The sequence below is a fragment of the Stenotrophomonas genospecies 5 genome (assembly GCF_054473825.1).
Window position 1 is genome coordinate 177,761 of the sequence record NZ_JBTMUW010000001.1, and the last position, 16,218, is coordinate 193,978.

15 protein-coding genes are annotated in these 16,218 nt (G+C 67.9%); 12 read left to right on the plus strand and 3 right to left on the minus strand.

The features are described from left to right. Window positions 1-53: 53 nt before the first annotated feature. A complete protein-coding gene (locus ACX9OW_RS00810; protein WP_065181155.1) occupies window positions 54-545 on the minus strand; it encodes a methylated-DNA--[protein]-cysteine S-methyltransferase in 492 nt (163 codons plus the stop codon). Continuing rightward, on the minus strand, window positions 542-2,020 hold the full coding sequence (locus ACX9OW_RS00815) for a DNA-3-methyladenine glycosylase 2 family protein (protein WP_111185821.1): 1,479 nt from the start codon (window positions 2,018-2,020) through the stop codon (window positions 542-544). Before ACX9OW_RS00815 ends, ACX9OW_RS00810 begins: the two co-directional genes overlap by 4 nt. 160 nt (window positions 2,021-2,180) lie before the next feature. On the opposite strand from ACX9OW_RS00815, the gene ACX9OW_RS00820 reads away from it, so the two are divergent. The 6 genes from ACX9OW_RS00820 to ubiM all read left to right on the plus strand — a co-directional run bounded on the left by ACX9OW_RS00820 (window position 2,181) and on the right by ubiM (window position 6,262). Further along, the gene (locus ACX9OW_RS00820; RefSeq protein WP_197572446.1) at window positions 2,181-3,344 is read left to right on the plus strand and encodes a COG3904 family protein; all 1,164 of its coding nucleotides are present in this window, start codon (window positions 2,181-2,183) and stop codon (window positions 3,342-3,344) included. Window positions 3,345-3,402: 58 nt separating this feature from the next. Next, complete coding sequence (locus tag ACX9OW_RS00825) at window positions 3,403-3,966, plus strand: DUF4019 domain-containing protein (RefSeq protein ID WP_253119000.1); 564 nt, start codon at window positions 3,403-3,405, stop codon at window positions 3,964-3,966. 32 nt (window positions 3,967-3,998) lie between these two features. Beyond that, window positions 3,999-4,397 carry an SMI1/KNR4 family protein gene (locus ACX9OW_RS00830; protein ID WP_459061764.1) on the plus strand — a complete coding sequence of 133 codons (399 nt, stop codon included), beginning with the start codon at window positions 3,999-4,001 and terminating at the stop codon, window positions 4,395-4,397. Further along, complete coding sequence (locus ACX9OW_RS00835; protein WP_459061765.1) at window positions 4,390-4,572, plus strand: hypothetical protein; 183 nt, start codon at window positions 4,390-4,392, stop codon at window positions 4,570-4,572. The genes ACX9OW_RS00830 and ACX9OW_RS00835 overlap by 8 nt, the downstream gene beginning before the upstream one ends. A 41-nt stretch (window positions 4,573-4,613) precedes the next feature. Next, window positions 4,614-5,003, plus strand: coding sequence for an MAPEG family protein (locus tag ACX9OW_RS00840; RefSeq protein ID WP_459061766.1), 390 nt, complete (start codon window positions 4,614-4,616; stop codon window positions 5,001-5,003). A gap of 80 nt (window positions 5,004-5,083) precedes the next feature. Further along, entirely contained in the window at window positions 5,084-6,262 is a 1,179-nt protein-coding gene (gene ubiM, locus ACX9OW_RS00845; protein WP_459061767.1) for a 5-demethoxyubiquinol-8 5-hydroxylase UbiM, read from the plus strand. An 11-nt stretch (window positions 6,263-6,273) separates the two neighbouring features. On the opposite strand, the gene ACX9OW_RS00850 is transcribed toward ubiM, so the two are convergent. Continuing rightward, a complete protein-coding gene (locus ACX9OW_RS00850; RefSeq protein WP_014036469.1) occupies window positions 6,274-6,495 on the minus strand; it encodes an RNA-binding S4 domain-containing protein in 222 nt (73 codons plus the stop codon). A 268-nt stretch (window positions 6,496-6,763) separates the two neighbouring features. Between ACX9OW_RS00850 and ACX9OW_RS00855 the strand changes: the two genes are divergently transcribed. The 6 genes from ACX9OW_RS00855 to ACX9OW_RS00880 all read left to right on the plus strand — a co-directional run bounded on the left by ACX9OW_RS00855 (window position 6,764) and on the right by ACX9OW_RS00880 (window position 16,211). Beyond that, window positions 6,764-8,698 (plus strand): DEAD/DEAH box helicase, encoded by a 1,935-nt coding sequence (locus ACX9OW_RS00855; protein ID WP_111185813.1) that lies wholly within the window; start codon window positions 6,764-6,766, stop codon window positions 8,696-8,698. A 148-nt stretch (window positions 8,699-8,846) separates the two neighbouring features. Further along, complete coding sequence (locus ACX9OW_RS00860) at window positions 8,847-11,270, plus strand: putative bifunctional diguanylate cyclase/phosphodiesterase (protein WP_459061768.1); 2,424 nt, start codon at window positions 8,847-8,849, stop codon at window positions 11,268-11,270. 174 nt (window positions 11,271-11,444) lie between these two features. Next, window positions 11,445-13,043, plus strand: a complete 1,599-nt coding sequence (locus ACX9OW_RS00865; protein ID WP_459062451.1) for a sensor domain-containing diguanylate cyclase — start codon at window positions 11,445-11,447, stop codon at window positions 13,041-13,043. A 34-nt stretch (window positions 13,044-13,077) separates the two neighbouring features. Then, a complete protein-coding gene (locus ACX9OW_RS00870) occupies window positions 13,078-13,800 on the plus strand; it encodes a pseudouridine synthase (protein ID WP_053518769.1) in 723 nt (240 codons plus the stop codon). A gap of 74 nt (window positions 13,801-13,874) precedes the next feature. Continuing rightward, window positions 13,875-14,945 carry a sensor domain-containing diguanylate cyclase gene (locus tag ACX9OW_RS00875; RefSeq protein WP_065174678.1) on the plus strand — a complete coding sequence of 357 codons (1,071 nt, stop codon included), beginning with the start codon at window positions 13,875-13,877 and terminating at the stop codon, window positions 14,943-14,945. A 105-nt stretch (window positions 14,946-15,050) separates the two neighbouring features. Beyond that, a complete protein-coding gene (locus ACX9OW_RS00880) occupies window positions 15,051-16,211 on the plus strand; it encodes an AAA family ATPase (protein WP_459061769.1) in 1,161 nt (386 codons plus the stop codon). Window positions 16,212-16,218 lie beyond the last annotated feature (7 nt).

Here is a 16,218-nt window from a genome sequence, read left to right on the forward strand (position 1 = left end):
TCCGCGGTCAGATCCCTTTCCTACGGGAAAAGGGATCTGACCCCGATCTCCCATCAGGCGAACAGCGGTACCTGGCGTTGCTCAAGCCGCAGCAGTGCTGCCTTGGTCTCCAGCCCGCCGCCGAAACCGGTCAGCGCTCCGTTGCTGCCGATCACGCGATGGCAGGGCAGGATGATCGGCAGGGGATTGCGGCCGTTGGCGGCGCCGACCGCGCGCGTCGCGCTGGGCTGGCCCAGGTGCTGCGCCAACTGCAGGTAGCTCCAGGTCTGGCCGAACGGTATCAACGCCAGGGCGTGCCACACGCGCAGCTGGAACGGGGTGCCGCGCGGTGCCAGCAGCAGATCGAATGTGCTGCGTTCGCCATGCAGGTACTGCAGCAGCTGTTCGCGGGCCTCGGGCAACGCGCCGGGCGCATTGTGCCAGTCGCTGCGTCCGCGCGCGGGGTGGCGGTTTTCAGGAAACAGCACGTGGGCCAGGCCACGTTCGTCGCCGGCGATGGTGAGCTCGCCGATCGGGCTGTCAAAACGGTCGAACAACAACGTCATGTCGGTTCTCCAACGAACGTGCCGGACAGATGCCACAGATGCAGCACCGCATACGAGCGCCAGGGGCGCCAGGGCTGGGATCGCGCTTCGGTGGCGCGTTCGCTCAGGCGCTGCCCCTGGGCATGGCCGAGCACCTGCTGCAGCACCAGGTCACCTGCAGGAAACGCGTCGGGCTGGCCCAGGCCGCGCAGGGCGATGTACTGCGCCGTCCACGGGCCGATGCCGGGCAGTGCCACGCAGCGGGCGACGAACTCCTCCAGTGCCTGGCCGGGCCCGAAGTCGAGCTGGCCACTGACGCAGGCTGCGGCCAGTGCGCGCACGGTGGCGGCGCGGCTGCGTGGCAGACCGATCGATTCCAGAGGGGCGTCCGCCAATACCGAGGGAGAGGGGAACTGGCGGTCGAACTCCGTCGGCATGCCCGGCAGGTGGGCGCCATGCGCGTCGACCAGCCGGCGCGCGAAGGTGGTCGCCGCCGCAACGCTGACCTGCTGGCCGAGCACGGCACGCACCGCCACCTCGAAGCCATCCCAGCCGCCCGGCACGCGCAGGCCAGGGCGTTCGGCGATGCCGCGCGCCAGCAGCGGCTCTTCACCGAGCGCGGCATGCACCTGCTGCAGGTCGGCATCGAGATCGAATACCCGCCGCACGCGTCGCACGATGTCCGGTATCAGCCGCGGATCGACCGCACCCAACTGCAGGCGCAGTTCCGGCCGCTTCGGATCAGCCGTCACCCGCAGCAGGGTGGGTCGTTCAGGCGTGCCGAGCACGCGCTGGTAGCTGTCGTCGCCGATCAGTTCGATGCCCGGCAGGCTGCGCTTGCGCAGGAACGCCAGCATGCGCGGAAAATCCAGCGGAGGCCGGTAGCCCAGGCGCAGCACCAGGCCACCGTCATCGGCGGCCAGCGGGACATGTTGGCGGCGCAGCGTGGTCGGCGCCATCCCGCAGCCCTGCAGGAAGGCGGTGTTGAAGCGGCGCAGGCTGTTGTAGCCCGCCGCGAGCGCAACGTCGGTGACCGGCAGGGTGGTTTCGGTCAGCAGCTGCTTGGCCAGCAGCAGGCGGTGGGTGGCGTGGATCTGGCCGGGCGTGGCGCCCAGGTGCTCCACGAACAGGCGCTGCAGCTGGCGTGCGCTGAGGCCGATCTTCGCGGCCAGTCCGGCGACCGGCTGCTCCTGCAGGAAGCCGCCGTGGATCAACGCCAGCGCCCGCTGCACGGCCTGGCCGGCCAGCGCCTGCTGTGCCTGCGGTGCCAGTTCGGGACGGCAGCGCAGGCAGGGCCGGTAACCGGCGGCAGTGGCTGCGGCCGCACTCGGGAAATAGGTGATGTTGCGCGGCTTCGGCGGCGGCGCAGGGCAGACCGGCCGGCAGTAGATGCCGGTGCTGCGCACGGCGGTGAAGAACACGCCATCAAAGCGCGCGTCGCGGGCGAGGCGGGCACGGTCGCAGGCAGCGGTGTCGAGGACGAGGGCGGTGTTCATGCGCCCAGTCTAGGCCGCTCATGTCGCGGATACTCGCCGGATTCGGACATGGATGCAGCGGGTCGCGATCCGGGGTCAGAACCGGTTCAGTGCCACGTGCTGAATGCGCGCGCCGGGCAGGTAGACTGTGATCCTTGTTCCTGCGAAATCCGGTTGCCCGATGTCCGCCTTGATCCGCTGGTTGCCCCTGTTGTGCCTGGCCTTTGCGGGCTGCAGCCAGTTGGAGAATCCGGGCAACGTGACCGCGGCTGACAAGGCGGCACGGGCTCCGGCCAGTGATGGCGACAACATGGTGTCGATCAATGCCGCCGACGCCCCACCGCCGCCGTCCCCGCCGCGCAGCCGCGCTGATCGGCCGTGGCCGCAGGCGCAGCTCGAGAACGGCCGGGCCTGGGTCAGCTGCAGCACCGATTACGCAGCCGAAGGCGGCGACGGCGTGGAGCTGGACGGGCTGCAGCGTGAGCAGATCAGCCAGGCGCTGCAGCCGTGTGCCGAACGGGGCCTGTTGCGGGTGCGCTACAACGGCAAGATCAATCCCGGGTTCGCCGAAATGATGTGGCGCTTGGCCGTGGTGGCCGACGCGCTGGAGATCCACAAGCGCATCCTCGATCTCGACTCCAGTGGTGGCCAGGTCGAATCGGCGATCATTGCCGGCGACAGCATCGGCGAATCGGGCTGGACCATCTGGGTGCGCGAAGGATCGATCTGCCACAGCGCCTGCGTGTTCGTGCTCGCGGCCGGCGACAACCGCCTGCTGACCGGCAAGGTCGGCATCCACCGCATGATGCGCATCAGCTCCAAGGCGACCTCGCGCGCCGAGCTCAACCGCGAGCTGCACGAGGTCTACGACAACGTGAAGGATTATCTGCAGCGCAACGGTGTGGCGGTGGGCGTTGCTGATCTGATGATGACCGTGCCCAACCGCAGCCTGCGCCTGCTGACCCCCGAGGAACTGCGGCAGTTCGGCCTGGATGGCACCAATGCGGTGCAGGATGACCTGGAACGGATCAAGCAGATGCGCGCGTGTGGCGACGATTTCGTGCAGCGCAAGGACGCGTTCCTGATCGCCTTCGACCAGCAGTGCAAGCGCGACGGTGCGGACATGGAATCGATCAACAGCTGCGGCCAGTCGCTCAAGCAGCGGTTCGGTTTCCCCGATCCGGTCTGCCCCGAGGAGAGCCCGCTGTCGGAGATCGACGTGGCCACGCTGCCACCGTCTCCTCCGCCGCAGGTTCCGGTGGCGGAACAGCCGGCAGTGGAGACGGAGACCCAGGCCTCACAGGCCGATGCCGAAGCAACCCAGGGCAGCGTGCCGCTGCGCTGACAAACGCCTCACCCGGCTGGCGTAGACTGCGGTTCCTTCCGATGAACCGGTGGTGTCCATGAAGCGCGTGCTCCTGCTGCTATCCCTGTTGCCGCTTGCTGCATTCGCCCAGGTGCCCGCGCCCGCCACGCCGGCTCCGGCGCCGGCGCGCCCGGCGCCGAGTGCGCCGGCCGCCGCGCCACCGGCGACAGCGGCGACAGCGGCACGGCCGCCCGCACCGGCCCTCAGCCCGGCACAGCAGGCGCAGGTGCAGAAGCAGGACGCGGAGATGGGGGCGGCCGCACTGAGGGCCGCGCAGATGGTCGACGCCAACCGCGCGGGCGAGTTGTGGGATGGCGCATCAGCCGTAGCGCGGCGCGCGGTGACCAAGCCGGCCTTCATCAGCCAGCTGACCGCCGACCGCACCCGCCTGGGTGCCTTGAGTGGTCGCGGCCAACCGTCCATTACCCGGGTGAAGTACGCGGCCGGCGCCGTCGTGCCCGAAGGCCTGTACATCAATGTCAGCTTCCCGACCCGCTTCGCCAACAGTGCGCAGCCCGTGCGCGAACTGGTCTCGTTCCGCTTCGATGAGGACCAGGTCTGGCGCCTGGCCGGTTACAGCCTGCGCGCACCGGGACCCTGAGGATCGCCAGCGGCCAACTTATGCAAAGAGCTATGAAGTATCAATTGACAGAGGGGCAGCTCAATGGTCCGGCCGACGTTTCGGCGGTGGATGGCCTCTCAACGCAGTTGGGAGTGGCACTGCCTGAGAGTTACATTGAATTCCTCAAGTCGCACGACGGTGGCGAAGGATTCATTGGCGACAATTACATGATCTTCTGGAAAGCGGAAGAGTTGGTCGACTTCAATCGCGAATATGAGGTCGAGACATATGCGCCAGGTATATTTCTGTTCGCTTCCGACGGTGGAGGGGAGGGGTATGGGTTTGACGCATTGGATGCGGCAAAGCCGATAGTTCGGATCCCGTTTATAGGCATGAGTCGCCAGTATGTGATTTCAGTGGCGAGCGACCTTCCCGATCTATTTGCTCGATTGGCAGGTCAAGATGACTGACCTGAATAAGCATTCGCGTCCTAAAGGCATGGAGCTATTCGAGATCAAGCCCGTTATTGTAGGCGGTGATCCGATCAGCCCTGAAAACAAGATCTGGTTGACGAGACGGCAGCACTTTGAGGCGGTACGCTATTGGAATGGGATTATCAGCCGCCTGCGTGATAATGCGAATTAGCGCGGAATCCTCCGATCAACTTGTCACCCCGTGGATGAATGATGGCAACTGAACTGACAATGCTGGCGTGGTCGACGCTGCTGGGGTTTGTCTACATCTTCGCCACCTCCACGGTGGTGACCCGCGAGCGGGGCATGAAGTGGAACGCGTCGGCACGCGACGAACAGGGCCGGCCACTCAGCCCGCTGGCAGGGCGGCTGCAACGGGCCCAGTCCAACTTCCTTGAGACGTTCCCGTTCTTCGCCGCCGCCGCGATCGCGGTGGTGGTGGCCGGTCGCAGCAGCGACACCACGGCACTGGCCGCGCAGGCGTACTTCTGGGCACGGGTGGTCTACCTGCCGCTGTACGCCGCTGGTGTGCCCTACGTGCGCAGCCTGGTGTGGCTGGTGTCGCTGCTGTCGATCCTGGCGCTGGTGTTCGCACTGCTGTGAGCAGGGTCTGATCCAGATCAAGGCCGGTCAGCTTTGCGGCGCTATGCTGGCTGCGACTGGATCGATGGCGGGAGCCGCGCATGCGCAGGATGGATGTGGTGGTGGTCGGCGCGGGGCCGGCAGGACTGTGCTTCGCACGCGCGCTGGCCGGCAGCGGGCTGCAGATCGGGCTGATCGAAGCGCAGCCACGCCAGGCGCTCGCCGAAGCGGCGTTCGACGGCCGCGAGATCGCGCTGACCCACGCGTCGCGGCAGAGCCTGGAGCAGCTGGGGCTGTGGGCACGGCTGCCGGAGGCCGAGATTTCCGAACTGCGCGATGCCAAGGTGATGAACGGCGGCTCGCCATTCGCACTGACCTTCGCCAGCAGCCAGGTCGATGGCCAGCCGCTGGGTTGGCTGGTGCCCAATCATCTGATCCGCCGTGCGGCGTGGGACGCGGTGCAGCGCCAGGACGGCCTGGAACTGTTCGACGGGCGCAAGGTGAAGGGCGTGCAGGCCGATGCGCAGGGCCATGTGGTCACGCTGGATGATGGCAGCAGACTGCACGCGCGGTTGCTGGTGGCCGCGGACAGCCGCTTCTCCGCAACCCGGCGCATGCTCGGCATCGGTGCGCAGATGCGCGACTTCGGCAAGTCGATGCTGGTGTGCCGCATGCGCGTCGAACGTGACCATCACCACACCGCGTGGGAGTGGTTCGGCTACGGTCGTACGATGGCGCTGCTGCCGCTCAACGAAGGCCAGGCATCTGCGGTGATCACGCTGCCCCCGCGGCGGATCGAGGATCTGCTGGCGATGGATGAGGTAGCCTTCGGTGAGGCCGTCAGCGGCTTCTTCGAGCATCGGCTGGGGGGCATGCAGCCGGTCGCCACGCCGCAGGCCTATCCGTTGGTGGGTGTCTATGCACACCATTTCGCAGGCGAGCGCTCGGCGCTGATCGGCGATGCCGCGGTGGGCATGCACCCGGTCACCGCCCATGGCTTCAACCTGGGCCTGGCCAGTGCCCAGCGCCTGGCGCGGGGCATCGCCGGCCAGCAGCGCCGCGGTGCGGACATCGCCGCGGCCGGCATGCTGGCCGGCTACCAGCGTGGCCATCGGATGGCGGCGCGACCGCTGTACGAGGCGACCAATGCGATCGCCAGCCTGTACACCGATGATCGGCGCCCGGCGCGGCTGCTGCGGGCAGCGGGCCTGCGTGTCGCCCAGGGCGTGGCACCGTTCAGGCAGCTGATCGCCTCGCACCTGACCCAGCGCGTGGCCTGAACAGGGTCAGATCAGCCGGCCGCCAGCACCCGGATCTGGCTGTCGGCGAATTCGACCACCTGGCCTGCGCGGATCTTGCAGGCCTTGCGCAGTTCAACTTCGCCGTCGACCCGTACCTGGCCCTCGCTGATGACCATCTTGGCCTCGCCGCCACTGGTGACCAGGTCGGCCAGCTTGAGCAGCTGCTTGAGTTCGACGTAGTCACCGTCGAGGTCGAATTCGAGAATCTGCATGGAGCGGGGGTTCCTGGGAAGGGGCGCAGGCCAGCGGCCGGGCCGGGAAGAGGGCGCGTATTGTGCGCCAGCACGGGGCCTGGCGGCACGCGAAGGGAAAAACTGTACGCCTCGTTCAGGATCAATGCGGTATCATTCCGCTCTGAGCGAGTGAAATCTCCTCCGACCGAGCAGCGCCAGGGCACGCGATAAGAAGGGCGCCCAAAGCGCGGACCATCACCTTTTTTATCGCACTGCCAGGAAGACGGCAGTGCCTTCGGAGTTCCCCATGTCCCAAGATTCCCAAGCGCCGCTGCAGTTCGCGCAGCTCGGCCTGTCCGAGCCCGTGATGCAGGCGGTCACCGCCATCGGCTACGAAACCCCGTCGCCGATCCAGGCCGCCACCATCCCGGCGATGCTGGAAGGCCGCGACGTGCTGGGCCAGGCGCAGACCGGTACCGGCAAGACCGCCGCTTTCGCACTGCCCGTACTGTCCAACATCGACCTGCAGCAGATCAAGCCCCAGGCGCTGGTCCTTGCGCCGACCCGCGAACTGGCCATCCAGGTCGCCGAAGCGTTCCAGTCCTATTCGTCGAAGATCCCGGGCTTCCGCGTGCTGCCGGTGTACGGCGGCCAGCCGTATGGCCAGCAGCTGTCGGCCCTGCGCCGCGGCGTGCACATCGTGGTCGGTACCCCCGGCCGCGTGATCGACCATCTGGACCGCAGCACCCTGGACCTGTCCGAGCTGAAGACCCTGGTGCTGGACGAAGCCGATGAAATGCTGCGCATGGGCTTCATCGACGACGTCGAAGCCGTGCTGAAGAAGCTGCCGGAGCAGCGCCAGGTGGCCCTGTTCTCGGCCACCATGCCGCCGCAGATCCGCCGCATCGCGCAGACCTACCTGCAGGACCCGGTCGAGGTCACCATCGCGGCCAAGACCACCACCTCGGCCAACATCCGCCAGCGCTACTGGTGGGTGAGCGGCATGCACAAGCTGGACGCGCTGACCCGCATCCTGGAAGTCGAGCCGTTCGACGCGATGATCATCTTCGCGCGTACCAAGGCCGGTACCGAAGAACTGGCCAGCAAGCTGCAGGCCCGGGGCCTGGCCGCTGCCGCCATCAATGGCGACATGCAGCAGGCCCAGCGTGAGCGCACCATCGCCATGCTGAAGGAAGGCAAGCTGGACATCCTAGTGGCCACCGACGTTGCCGCCCGCGGCCTGGACGTCGAGCGCATCAGCCACGTGCTGAACTACGACATTCCGTACGACACCGAAAGCTACGTGCACCGCATCGGCCGTACCGGTCGTGCCGGCCGCAGCGGCGAGGCGATCCTGTTCGCGACCCCGCGCGAGAAGGGCATGCTGCGCCAGATCGAGCGCGCCACCCGCCAGCCGATCGAAGAGATGCAGCTGCCGAGCGTGGAAGCGGTCAACGATACCCGCATCAACAAGTTCACCTCGCGCATCAGCGAAACGCTCGGCGCCGGCGGCCTGGACTTCTACCGCCAGCTGCTGGAGCGCTTCGAGAACGAGCAGAACGTGCCGGCCATCGAAATTGCTGCCGCGCTGGCGAAGATGCTGCAGGGCGACACCCCGTTCCTGCTGCAGCCGCCGGTGCGTGCCCCGCGGGAAGAGCGTGCGCCGCGCGAGCGCTTCGACCGGGGCGACCGTCCGGAGCGTGGCGATCGCTTCGACCGCAACGAACGTGGCCCGCGCTTCGAGCGTGGTCCCCGCCGTGACGACGCCGAAGGGGGGTTCGAGCAGCGTCCGCGCCGTGAAGTTCCGCCGCGCGGTGCGCCGGAGCAGGGCATGGAGACCTACCGCATCTCGGTCGGTCACCAGCATGGCGTGAAGCCGGCGAACATCGTCGGCGCCATCGCCAACGAAGCCGGCCTGGAAAGCCGTTACATCGGCCGCATCGACATCCACGACGACTTCTCGCTGCTGGACCTGCCGGCGCAGATGCCGCAGGACGTGCTGACCCACCTGCAGAAGGTGTGGGTGTCCGGCCAGCAGCTGCAGATGCGTCCGCTGGCCGCCGGTGAAGAGATCAATCCGGCACCGCGTCCGTTCAAGCCGCGCTTCGACAAGCGGGGTCCGGGTGGCCCGGGTGGCCCGCGTCGTGGCGGCCCAGGTGGCCCGGGTGGTCCGGGTGGCGACCGTGACGGCCGTCCGCCGCGTCGTGATGGCTTCAAGCCGCGCGGCCCGCGCAGCTACTGAGCCAGACCTGCCGTGATCGACAGCGCCAGCCCCCGGGCTGGCGTTGCTCGTTGTGGGCCCCGGTTTCGCACCGCCCACACATTCAGGGTCATAGGCTGGGCCGGTTCGAAGGGAGGTTGTCACCGCAGCACATTCGGGGGGATCCGGGATGGGTAGGAGTGGCACGGACATTCACAGCCGCCGGGTACCCATGTCCCGTGGGCTGGGGCTGAGGTTTGCGCTGTTGACGGGCATGGCGATCGGGCTGGTCGCATTGTCGGCGCTGATCCAGGAACTGCAGGCGGCTTCGACGGCGTGGATCGCCGGCCAGGGCTACTGGTCGCGTGGCCAGCAGGACGCCACGGCCGCTCTCAGCCGCTACCTGGCGCGGGGGGATGCCCGCGATCTGGAAGACGCCCGCCAGGCCCTGCGCGTGCCGATGGGGGACCTGCAGGGACGCCTGGCGCTGGAGCAGCCGAGACCGGATATCGAGCGTGCCCGACAGGGCTTCCTGCAGGGCGGCAACGCACGCGCCGATGTGCCGCGGCTGATCTTTTCATTCCGTCATGCCCGTGACCTCGGCGCCTTCCGCGAAGCGACCGCCCTCTGGCGGGCGACCGACGGCGACCTGATGGCCGTGCACCGGCTGGTCGATGAACTGCAGCATCGTCATGCCGACGGTCCACTGCCGGTCGCCGCGCGCGACCGGTACCTGCAGCAGCTCCGTGATCTCGACCGGCGGCTGCAGGTGCAGGCGCAGGCGTTTTCGCAGGCGCTGCTGCGGATGGCTGCCGCGGTAAGGATGGCGACCCTGGTTGTCGGCGGCCTGTCGGTGCTGGCGATCAGCCTGATGGCCGTCGCCCTGGCGCGACGGGTCGGCAAGGATCTGACGGAGCATGAAAGCCGCTTCCGCGCAGCCTTCTACCAGGCCAATGTCGGCATGCTGAAGCTTGATGCCGGCGGCCGGGTGCTGGAAGCCAACCAGGCGATGGCGGACATCCTCGACCATCGCCGTGACGCGCTGTTGCAGATGTCGCTGGGTGACCTGCTGATGGAAGGAGAGCTGGTCATCGACGGTGTTGGCCGGATCGACTGGGAGCGGCAGCTGCGGCCGAGCGAGCTGCGCTTCCGCCGTCGCGACGGCAGCCTGGTATGGGGGCGCTGGAGCGGTACCGGCGTGCGCAACACCGGTGGCGGGCTGTCGGTGTTCGCGATTGTCGAGGATGTCAGCCAGAACCATGCGCTGGCCCGCGAGATCGAACACCACGCCAGCCACGATCCGCTGACGGGCCTTATCAACCGGCGCGAGATCGAGCGCCTGCTCGAGCGTGCACTGCTGCAGGTGCGCAGCGAGGGGGGCACGCATGCGTTGTGCTACATCAACCTGGACCATTTCAAGCTGGTCAATGACAGCTTCGGCCATGCCGCTGGCGACCAGATGCTGCGCGGTTTCGCCGACTATCTGGTCGCCGCCGTGCGCGAGGGCGACTGGGTTGGCCGGTTGGGCGCCGACGAATTCGCGGTGTTCCTGGCCCATGCGGGCCAGGATGAGGCCAAGCGCGTGCTGCAGCGGGTGATCCGCAATCTTGGCCAGGCCACGTTCCCGATCAGCGAAGGCAGCCTGCAGCTGAGTTGCAGCATCGGCGTGGTCGAGGTCAGCCAGGAGGCACCCGATGTCAACTGGCTGATGAGCGCAGCCGACAGTGCCTGTTACGCAGCCAAGCAGGCCGGTCGCAACCGCGTGCACTGTTTCAACGAGGACCGCATGGCGCTGGACGAACGGCGCCTGGAGGCCGAGCGCCTGCAGGGCGTGAGCCGGGCGATGGCCGAGAACCGCATGCTGCTGTACGCGCAGCGCATCGCCCGGGTGGGTGACCCGGGCTATCTGCACTACGAGGTGCTGGTGCGCATGCGCGACAGCGACGGTACGCTGCATCTGCCCGGCCAGTTCATGCCGGCGGTGGAGGGCTACGGCATGGCGGTGACACTGGACCGGCATGTGCTCGGCCTGCTGTTCCGGCACCTGCAGGTGTGCCCGGCGCATGTGCGCCAGCTCGGCCTGTGCAACGTCAACGTGTCCGCACAGTCGATCGCCGAACCCAGCTTCCTGGCTTTCGTCTGCGACCTGCTGGAGCGCAACCGCGTACTGGCGTCCAAGCTCTGCTTCGAGATCACCGAGACGGCCGCGATCAGCAATCTGAGCCAGGCGCGGGCGTTCATCGATGCGGTGAAGGCGCGTGGCTGCCGGCTGGCGCTGGACGATTTCGGATCGGGTCTGTCCTCGTTCGGTTACCTGCGCCAGCTGCCGGCCGACATGCTGAAGATCGACGGTGCATTCGTGCGCGACATGGATGTCGATCCGGTCAGTCACGCGACCGTACGCGCGATCACCGAACTGGGCCGCGAACTGCAGATGGAGGTCGTGGCCGAGTGGGTGGAGAGCAGCGAAGTGGCGGGGGCGCTGACCCGGCTGGGGGTGCAGGGGCTGCAGGGCTATGCGATCGAGCGGCCGCAGCCGCTGGAGCGGATGACCCTGACCGACCTGCGGCCGGTCAGGCTGAAGGCGGTGAAGGGCCCGCCGGCCGCAGGCTGAACGCTGGTCCGCGACGATTGTCTACACCTGCATGCCACGGACGGCTGCGATAATGCACGCCAGGGGCGACGCGCAGTGGGCGCGGGCGTAAGCAGAACAGGATGTGGCGTGGTCGTCAGGCAGTGGCAGTACGGAACTGGGGTGGTGCTGGTCGTGCTGCTGGTGTGGTTGGCAATGCCGTGGCCTGCGCAGGCCGGTGCGGCGATGCACGGTCGCGACTACCTGCTGGTGGGCGTTGCCACCGCCGAGCCTACGCCCCATCGCGCCTGTACTGCGCAGATGCTGGCCGGGCCACGCCAGCAGGTGCGGGTGCCGGCGCCGCCGGCGGGCTGGTCGGGCGAACCCCAGGCGCTGGATGTGTTCAATGTGTTCGCGGGCGAGGTCCAGGTACGGCACGGCGACCGCGAGATCTGCGGCGACATGCATGATGCGCGTACCCGCGACTCGCGTTTCCGTGCCGGCGTGGGCCTGGTTGCGGTGCCGCCGGCCGGCAGTCACGAGCCGTTCCTGGTCTCGTGGCAGACGCCGCTGAAGGATCGTTGGGTTCCGACGCTGCGGCTCGGCGCACCCAGCCCGGTGCAGCAGAACGACACTGCGCGGCTGCTGGTCCGCGCGGCCTGCATCGCGGTGGCGCTGGCCTTGGCGCTGTCGGCGCTGATGGCCTATCTGACCACCCGTGATCGCACCTTCCTGGTGTATATCGCGGGTACCGGCGTGCTGGTGCTGTGGCAGGCCATCCTAGGGGGCCTCAGCGGCTATCCGGAGCCGTGGCTGCCGGTCGGCACGCGGGGCGCCTGGTGGCTGCTGGCGCTGACGGCAGCGAGCCAGGCACTGGTGCTGCCTGCCCTGTGGTGGCTGAACGGTGGCGACCGGTTGTGGCCGAAGTCACGCCTGCTCCAGCAGATGGTCCTGTGGGCCCTGCTGGGCGTAGCCGCGCTGGTGCCGTGGCTGCGCTGGGATCAGCTCGGATGGGTCGCGCAGGGGCTGCAGGTGACCTACCTGGCCGGCTGCGGCGTCTCCCTGCTGATGGGGATAGGGGCGCGGTGGCGTGGCGACCGCTGGGCACTGGCTGGATTGGCGGCGCTGGCGCCGATGCTGGTGCTGATCGGCGCCGACGCCTGTGCTGCGGAATGGCTGCTGGAGTACCGGGTGGAGGCGCTGCAGCTGGCGATCACCTGGCTGCTGATGATGGCGGCCTACGCCCTGAACCTGCGGCTGGGACGCCTGCGCCAGCAGCGTGACGAGATGCGCCAGCTGGCCGAGACCGACGGCCTGACCGGGCTGCCCAACCGCCGCGCCGGCCTGCGCGAGCTCGGCCATCATCTGGAACGGGTGGATCGCGAGCGTGGCCCGATGGTGATCGGCTTCCTCGACATTGATCTGTTCAAGGACATCAACGACCGCCACGGGCATGAGGTCGGTGACCAGGTGCTGGTCGCCGTGGCCCGTGCGCTGCGGGCCGCCGTGCGCAGCCAGGACCAGGTGGTGCGGATGGGCGGCGAGGAGTTCCTGCTGCTGATGCCGGGCATGCCGCGCGAGGCGGCGGCGGCGCGGCTGGAGCGCCTGCGCCAGCGCATCACCGAGGCCTGCCAGGCCCTGCAGGTGCCGGGGCTGGAGGTGACCGCCAGCATCGGCCTGGCCCAGTGGCGGCCGGGCGAGGACGACCTGGCCGCGCTGCTGCGGCGGGCCGACCATGCCATGTACGTGGCCAAGCGCGCGGGCCGCAACCGGGTGTTCGACGGCGAAGAACTGGATCCACCCGCACCGGCATGAACCTGACAGGGCGGTGATGCCGGATAATAGGGCGATGACCACCCGACTCAACAAACATATCGCCGATACCGGCTTCTGCTCCCGTCGCGAGGCCGACCGCCTGATCGCCGCCCGCCGGGTCACCGTCAACGGCCATCCGGCCGGCACCGGTGCCGTGGTCGGCGAGGGCGACCAGGTGCTGGTCGACGGCCAGCCGCTGCGTGCCCGTACCGCACGCAAGCCGGGCGCGCGCCGCCACGTCTACATCGCGCTGAACAAGCCGGTCGGCGTTACCTGCACCACCGAAAGCTCGGTGAAGGGCAACATCGTCGACTTCGTCGGCCACGAGCAGCGCATCTTCCCGATCGGCCGCCTGGACAAGGAGTCGGAAGGACTGATCCTGATGACCAGCAATGGCGACATCGTCAACCAGATCCTGCGTGCCGAGAATGGCCACCAGAAGGAGTATCTGGTGGCGGTGAACAAGCCGGTCACCGACGAGTTCCTGCGCGGCATGGCCCGTGGTGTGCGCATCCACAACCAGATGACCCTGCCTTGCCGCACCTCGCGCATCGCCAAATTCGGGTTCCGCATCACCCTGGAGCAGGGCCTGAACCGGCAGATCCGCCTGATGGCGGCGGAGTTCGGTTACCGCGTCACCCAGCTGCGCCGCGTCCGCATCGACAACATCAAGATCGGTGCGCTGAAGCCGGGCCAGTGGCGCAACCTGACCGAGCAGGAGCTGCACGGCCTGCTGCCGCAGCAGCAGGACTGGTAAACGACAGCGGTCGGACGTCGGCCCGGCCGCGCATCGGATAGACTCCGCCGAGACCTGCCGGAACATGACGCTGCATGATCAAGCCCGACAAGCCCGCCAATGAAGCGCTTCGCCTGGAAGCGCTGTACCGCTACCGCATCCTTGATTCGGAACGCGAGAGATCGTTCGACGATCTGGTGGTGATCGCCAAGGCGGTCTGCGGCACGTCGATGGCGGCCGTCACGCTGATCGACGTTGAACGGCAATGGTTCAAGTCGATCCAGGGCATCGATGCCACCGAGACCCTGCGCAGCGAATCGATGTGCGGCCATGCGATCCTGCAGCCGCAGGAGGTGATGGTGGTCGAGGACGCACTGCAGGACGTGCGCTTCCACGACAATCCGGTGGTGGTGGGCGATCCGCACATCCGCTTCTACGCCGGCGCACCGCTGATCAGTTCCGACGGACTGCCGCTGGGGACGCTGTGCGTGTTCGATGCGCGCCCGCAGCATCTGGAACGGGCCAAGGCCGAGGCACTCAGTGCGCTGTCACGGCAGGTGATGCTGGTGATGGAGCTGCGCCGCTTTGCACTGGACATCCAGAAGCACATGCTGGAACGCGATGACTACGAACGCCTGTTGTCCGAGTATCACGATGTGCTGCTGGCACAGAACGCGGATCTGGCCGAACAGAGCCGTACCGATGCACTGACCGGGCTTCCGAACCGGCGGGCGATGGCGGTCGCGCTGGAAGAGTCCCTCGCCGATGCCGATGGCCAGCCACGACAGGTTTGCGTGGCATTGCTGGACATCGACCACTTCAAGAGCATCAATGATTTCCACGGGCATGCGACCGGTGACCGTGTGCTGGCCGAACTGGGGGCATTGCTGCGCGCGCATTTCGCCGGCGGCGGAACGGCGGCGCGGTATGGCGGCGAGGAATTCGTGGCGGTGATGCCGGACACGGATCTCCACGCGGCAGGCGTGCAGTGCGAGTTCCTGCGTATGGCCGTGGGCAACCTGCCGCTCGGCTTTCCGGTTACGGTCAGCATCGGCGTGGCCATGCATCGCGCCGGCGACAGTGTCGACCAGACCCTGGCCCGTGCCGACGCGGCGCTGTACCGGGCCAAGGGCAACGGACGCAACCGCGTGGAGTTCGCGGACTGAGCCGGCCGTCCGCAACCGGCGGCCCCATCGCTGCATGGCGCCGGGTCGCAGCGGGTGCGAACGCTCCGGGTCACCATGGTTGCCTTGTTTCCAAGGATGACCACCATGCTGCAGACCCTGGCCGTCGCCAATTATCGCTCGCTGCATACGCTGGTGCTGCCGTTGCAGCAGCTGAACGTGATCACCGGCGACAACGGCAGCGGCAAGTCCAGCCTGTATCGGGCGCTGCGCCTGCTGGCTGAAACCGCCCAGGGCGGGGTGGCCTCAGCGCTGGCGCGCGAGGGTGGGCTGGGCTCGGCGCTGTGGGCAGGGCCCGGCAGGATCGACCGCCGGGTAGCTGCAGGCGAGATTCCGCTGCAGGGAGGGCCGCGACAGGAGCCGGTAGGCCTCAGACTGGGTTTCACCACCGATGACTACGGCTACGCCATCGACCTCGGTTACCCGCCGCCCAGCCTGTCGGCATTCGCCCTGGACCCGCAGATCAAGGCCGAAGCAATCTGGGCCGGTCCCTTCCTGCGCACAGCCAGTCAGCTGGTGGATCGCCGGGGCGGGATGGTGCGGCAGCGCCATGCACGTGGCTGGGATGTGCTGGACGACCGGTTGTCGCTGTTCGACAGCCTGTTCACCCAGGTAGCTGATCCGCAGCGCATGCCGGAGACCTTCGCCCTGCGCGACTACATCCGGCGCTGGCGCTTCTACGATCACTTCCGCAGCGATGCCGATGCCCCGGCACGGCAGCCGGCGATGGCCACGCGTACCCCGGTGCTGCACCACGATGGCCGCGATCTGGCCGCAGCGTGGGTGACCATCCTGGAAAACGGTGACCCGGTCGCGCTGGCTCGCACGGTGGACGATGCCTTTCCCGGGGCTTCGGTGGGATTCGAGGTGCTGGATGGACGGATGGTGCTGCGGTTCCACCAGCCCGGCCTGCTGCGGCCGCTGTCGATGGCCGAACTGTCCGACGGCACGCTGCGTTTCCTGCTGCTGGCCGCTGCCCTGCATACGCCGCGGCCGCCGCCGCTGATGGTGCTCAACGAACCGGAAACCAGCCTGCATCCTGACCTGCTGCCTGCGTTGGCGCGGCTGATCGTGGCGGCCAGTTCACGCAGCCAGGTGTGGGTGGTGTCGCACGCCAGCCGCCTGATCGCCGCTCTGGAGCAGGCGCCCGCATGCCATTCCGTGCATCTGCACAAGGAACACGGCCGCACGCTGCTGAGCGGGCAAGGCCTGCTGGACGCGCCGGCATGGCACTGGCCGCGGCGGTGACGTGCCC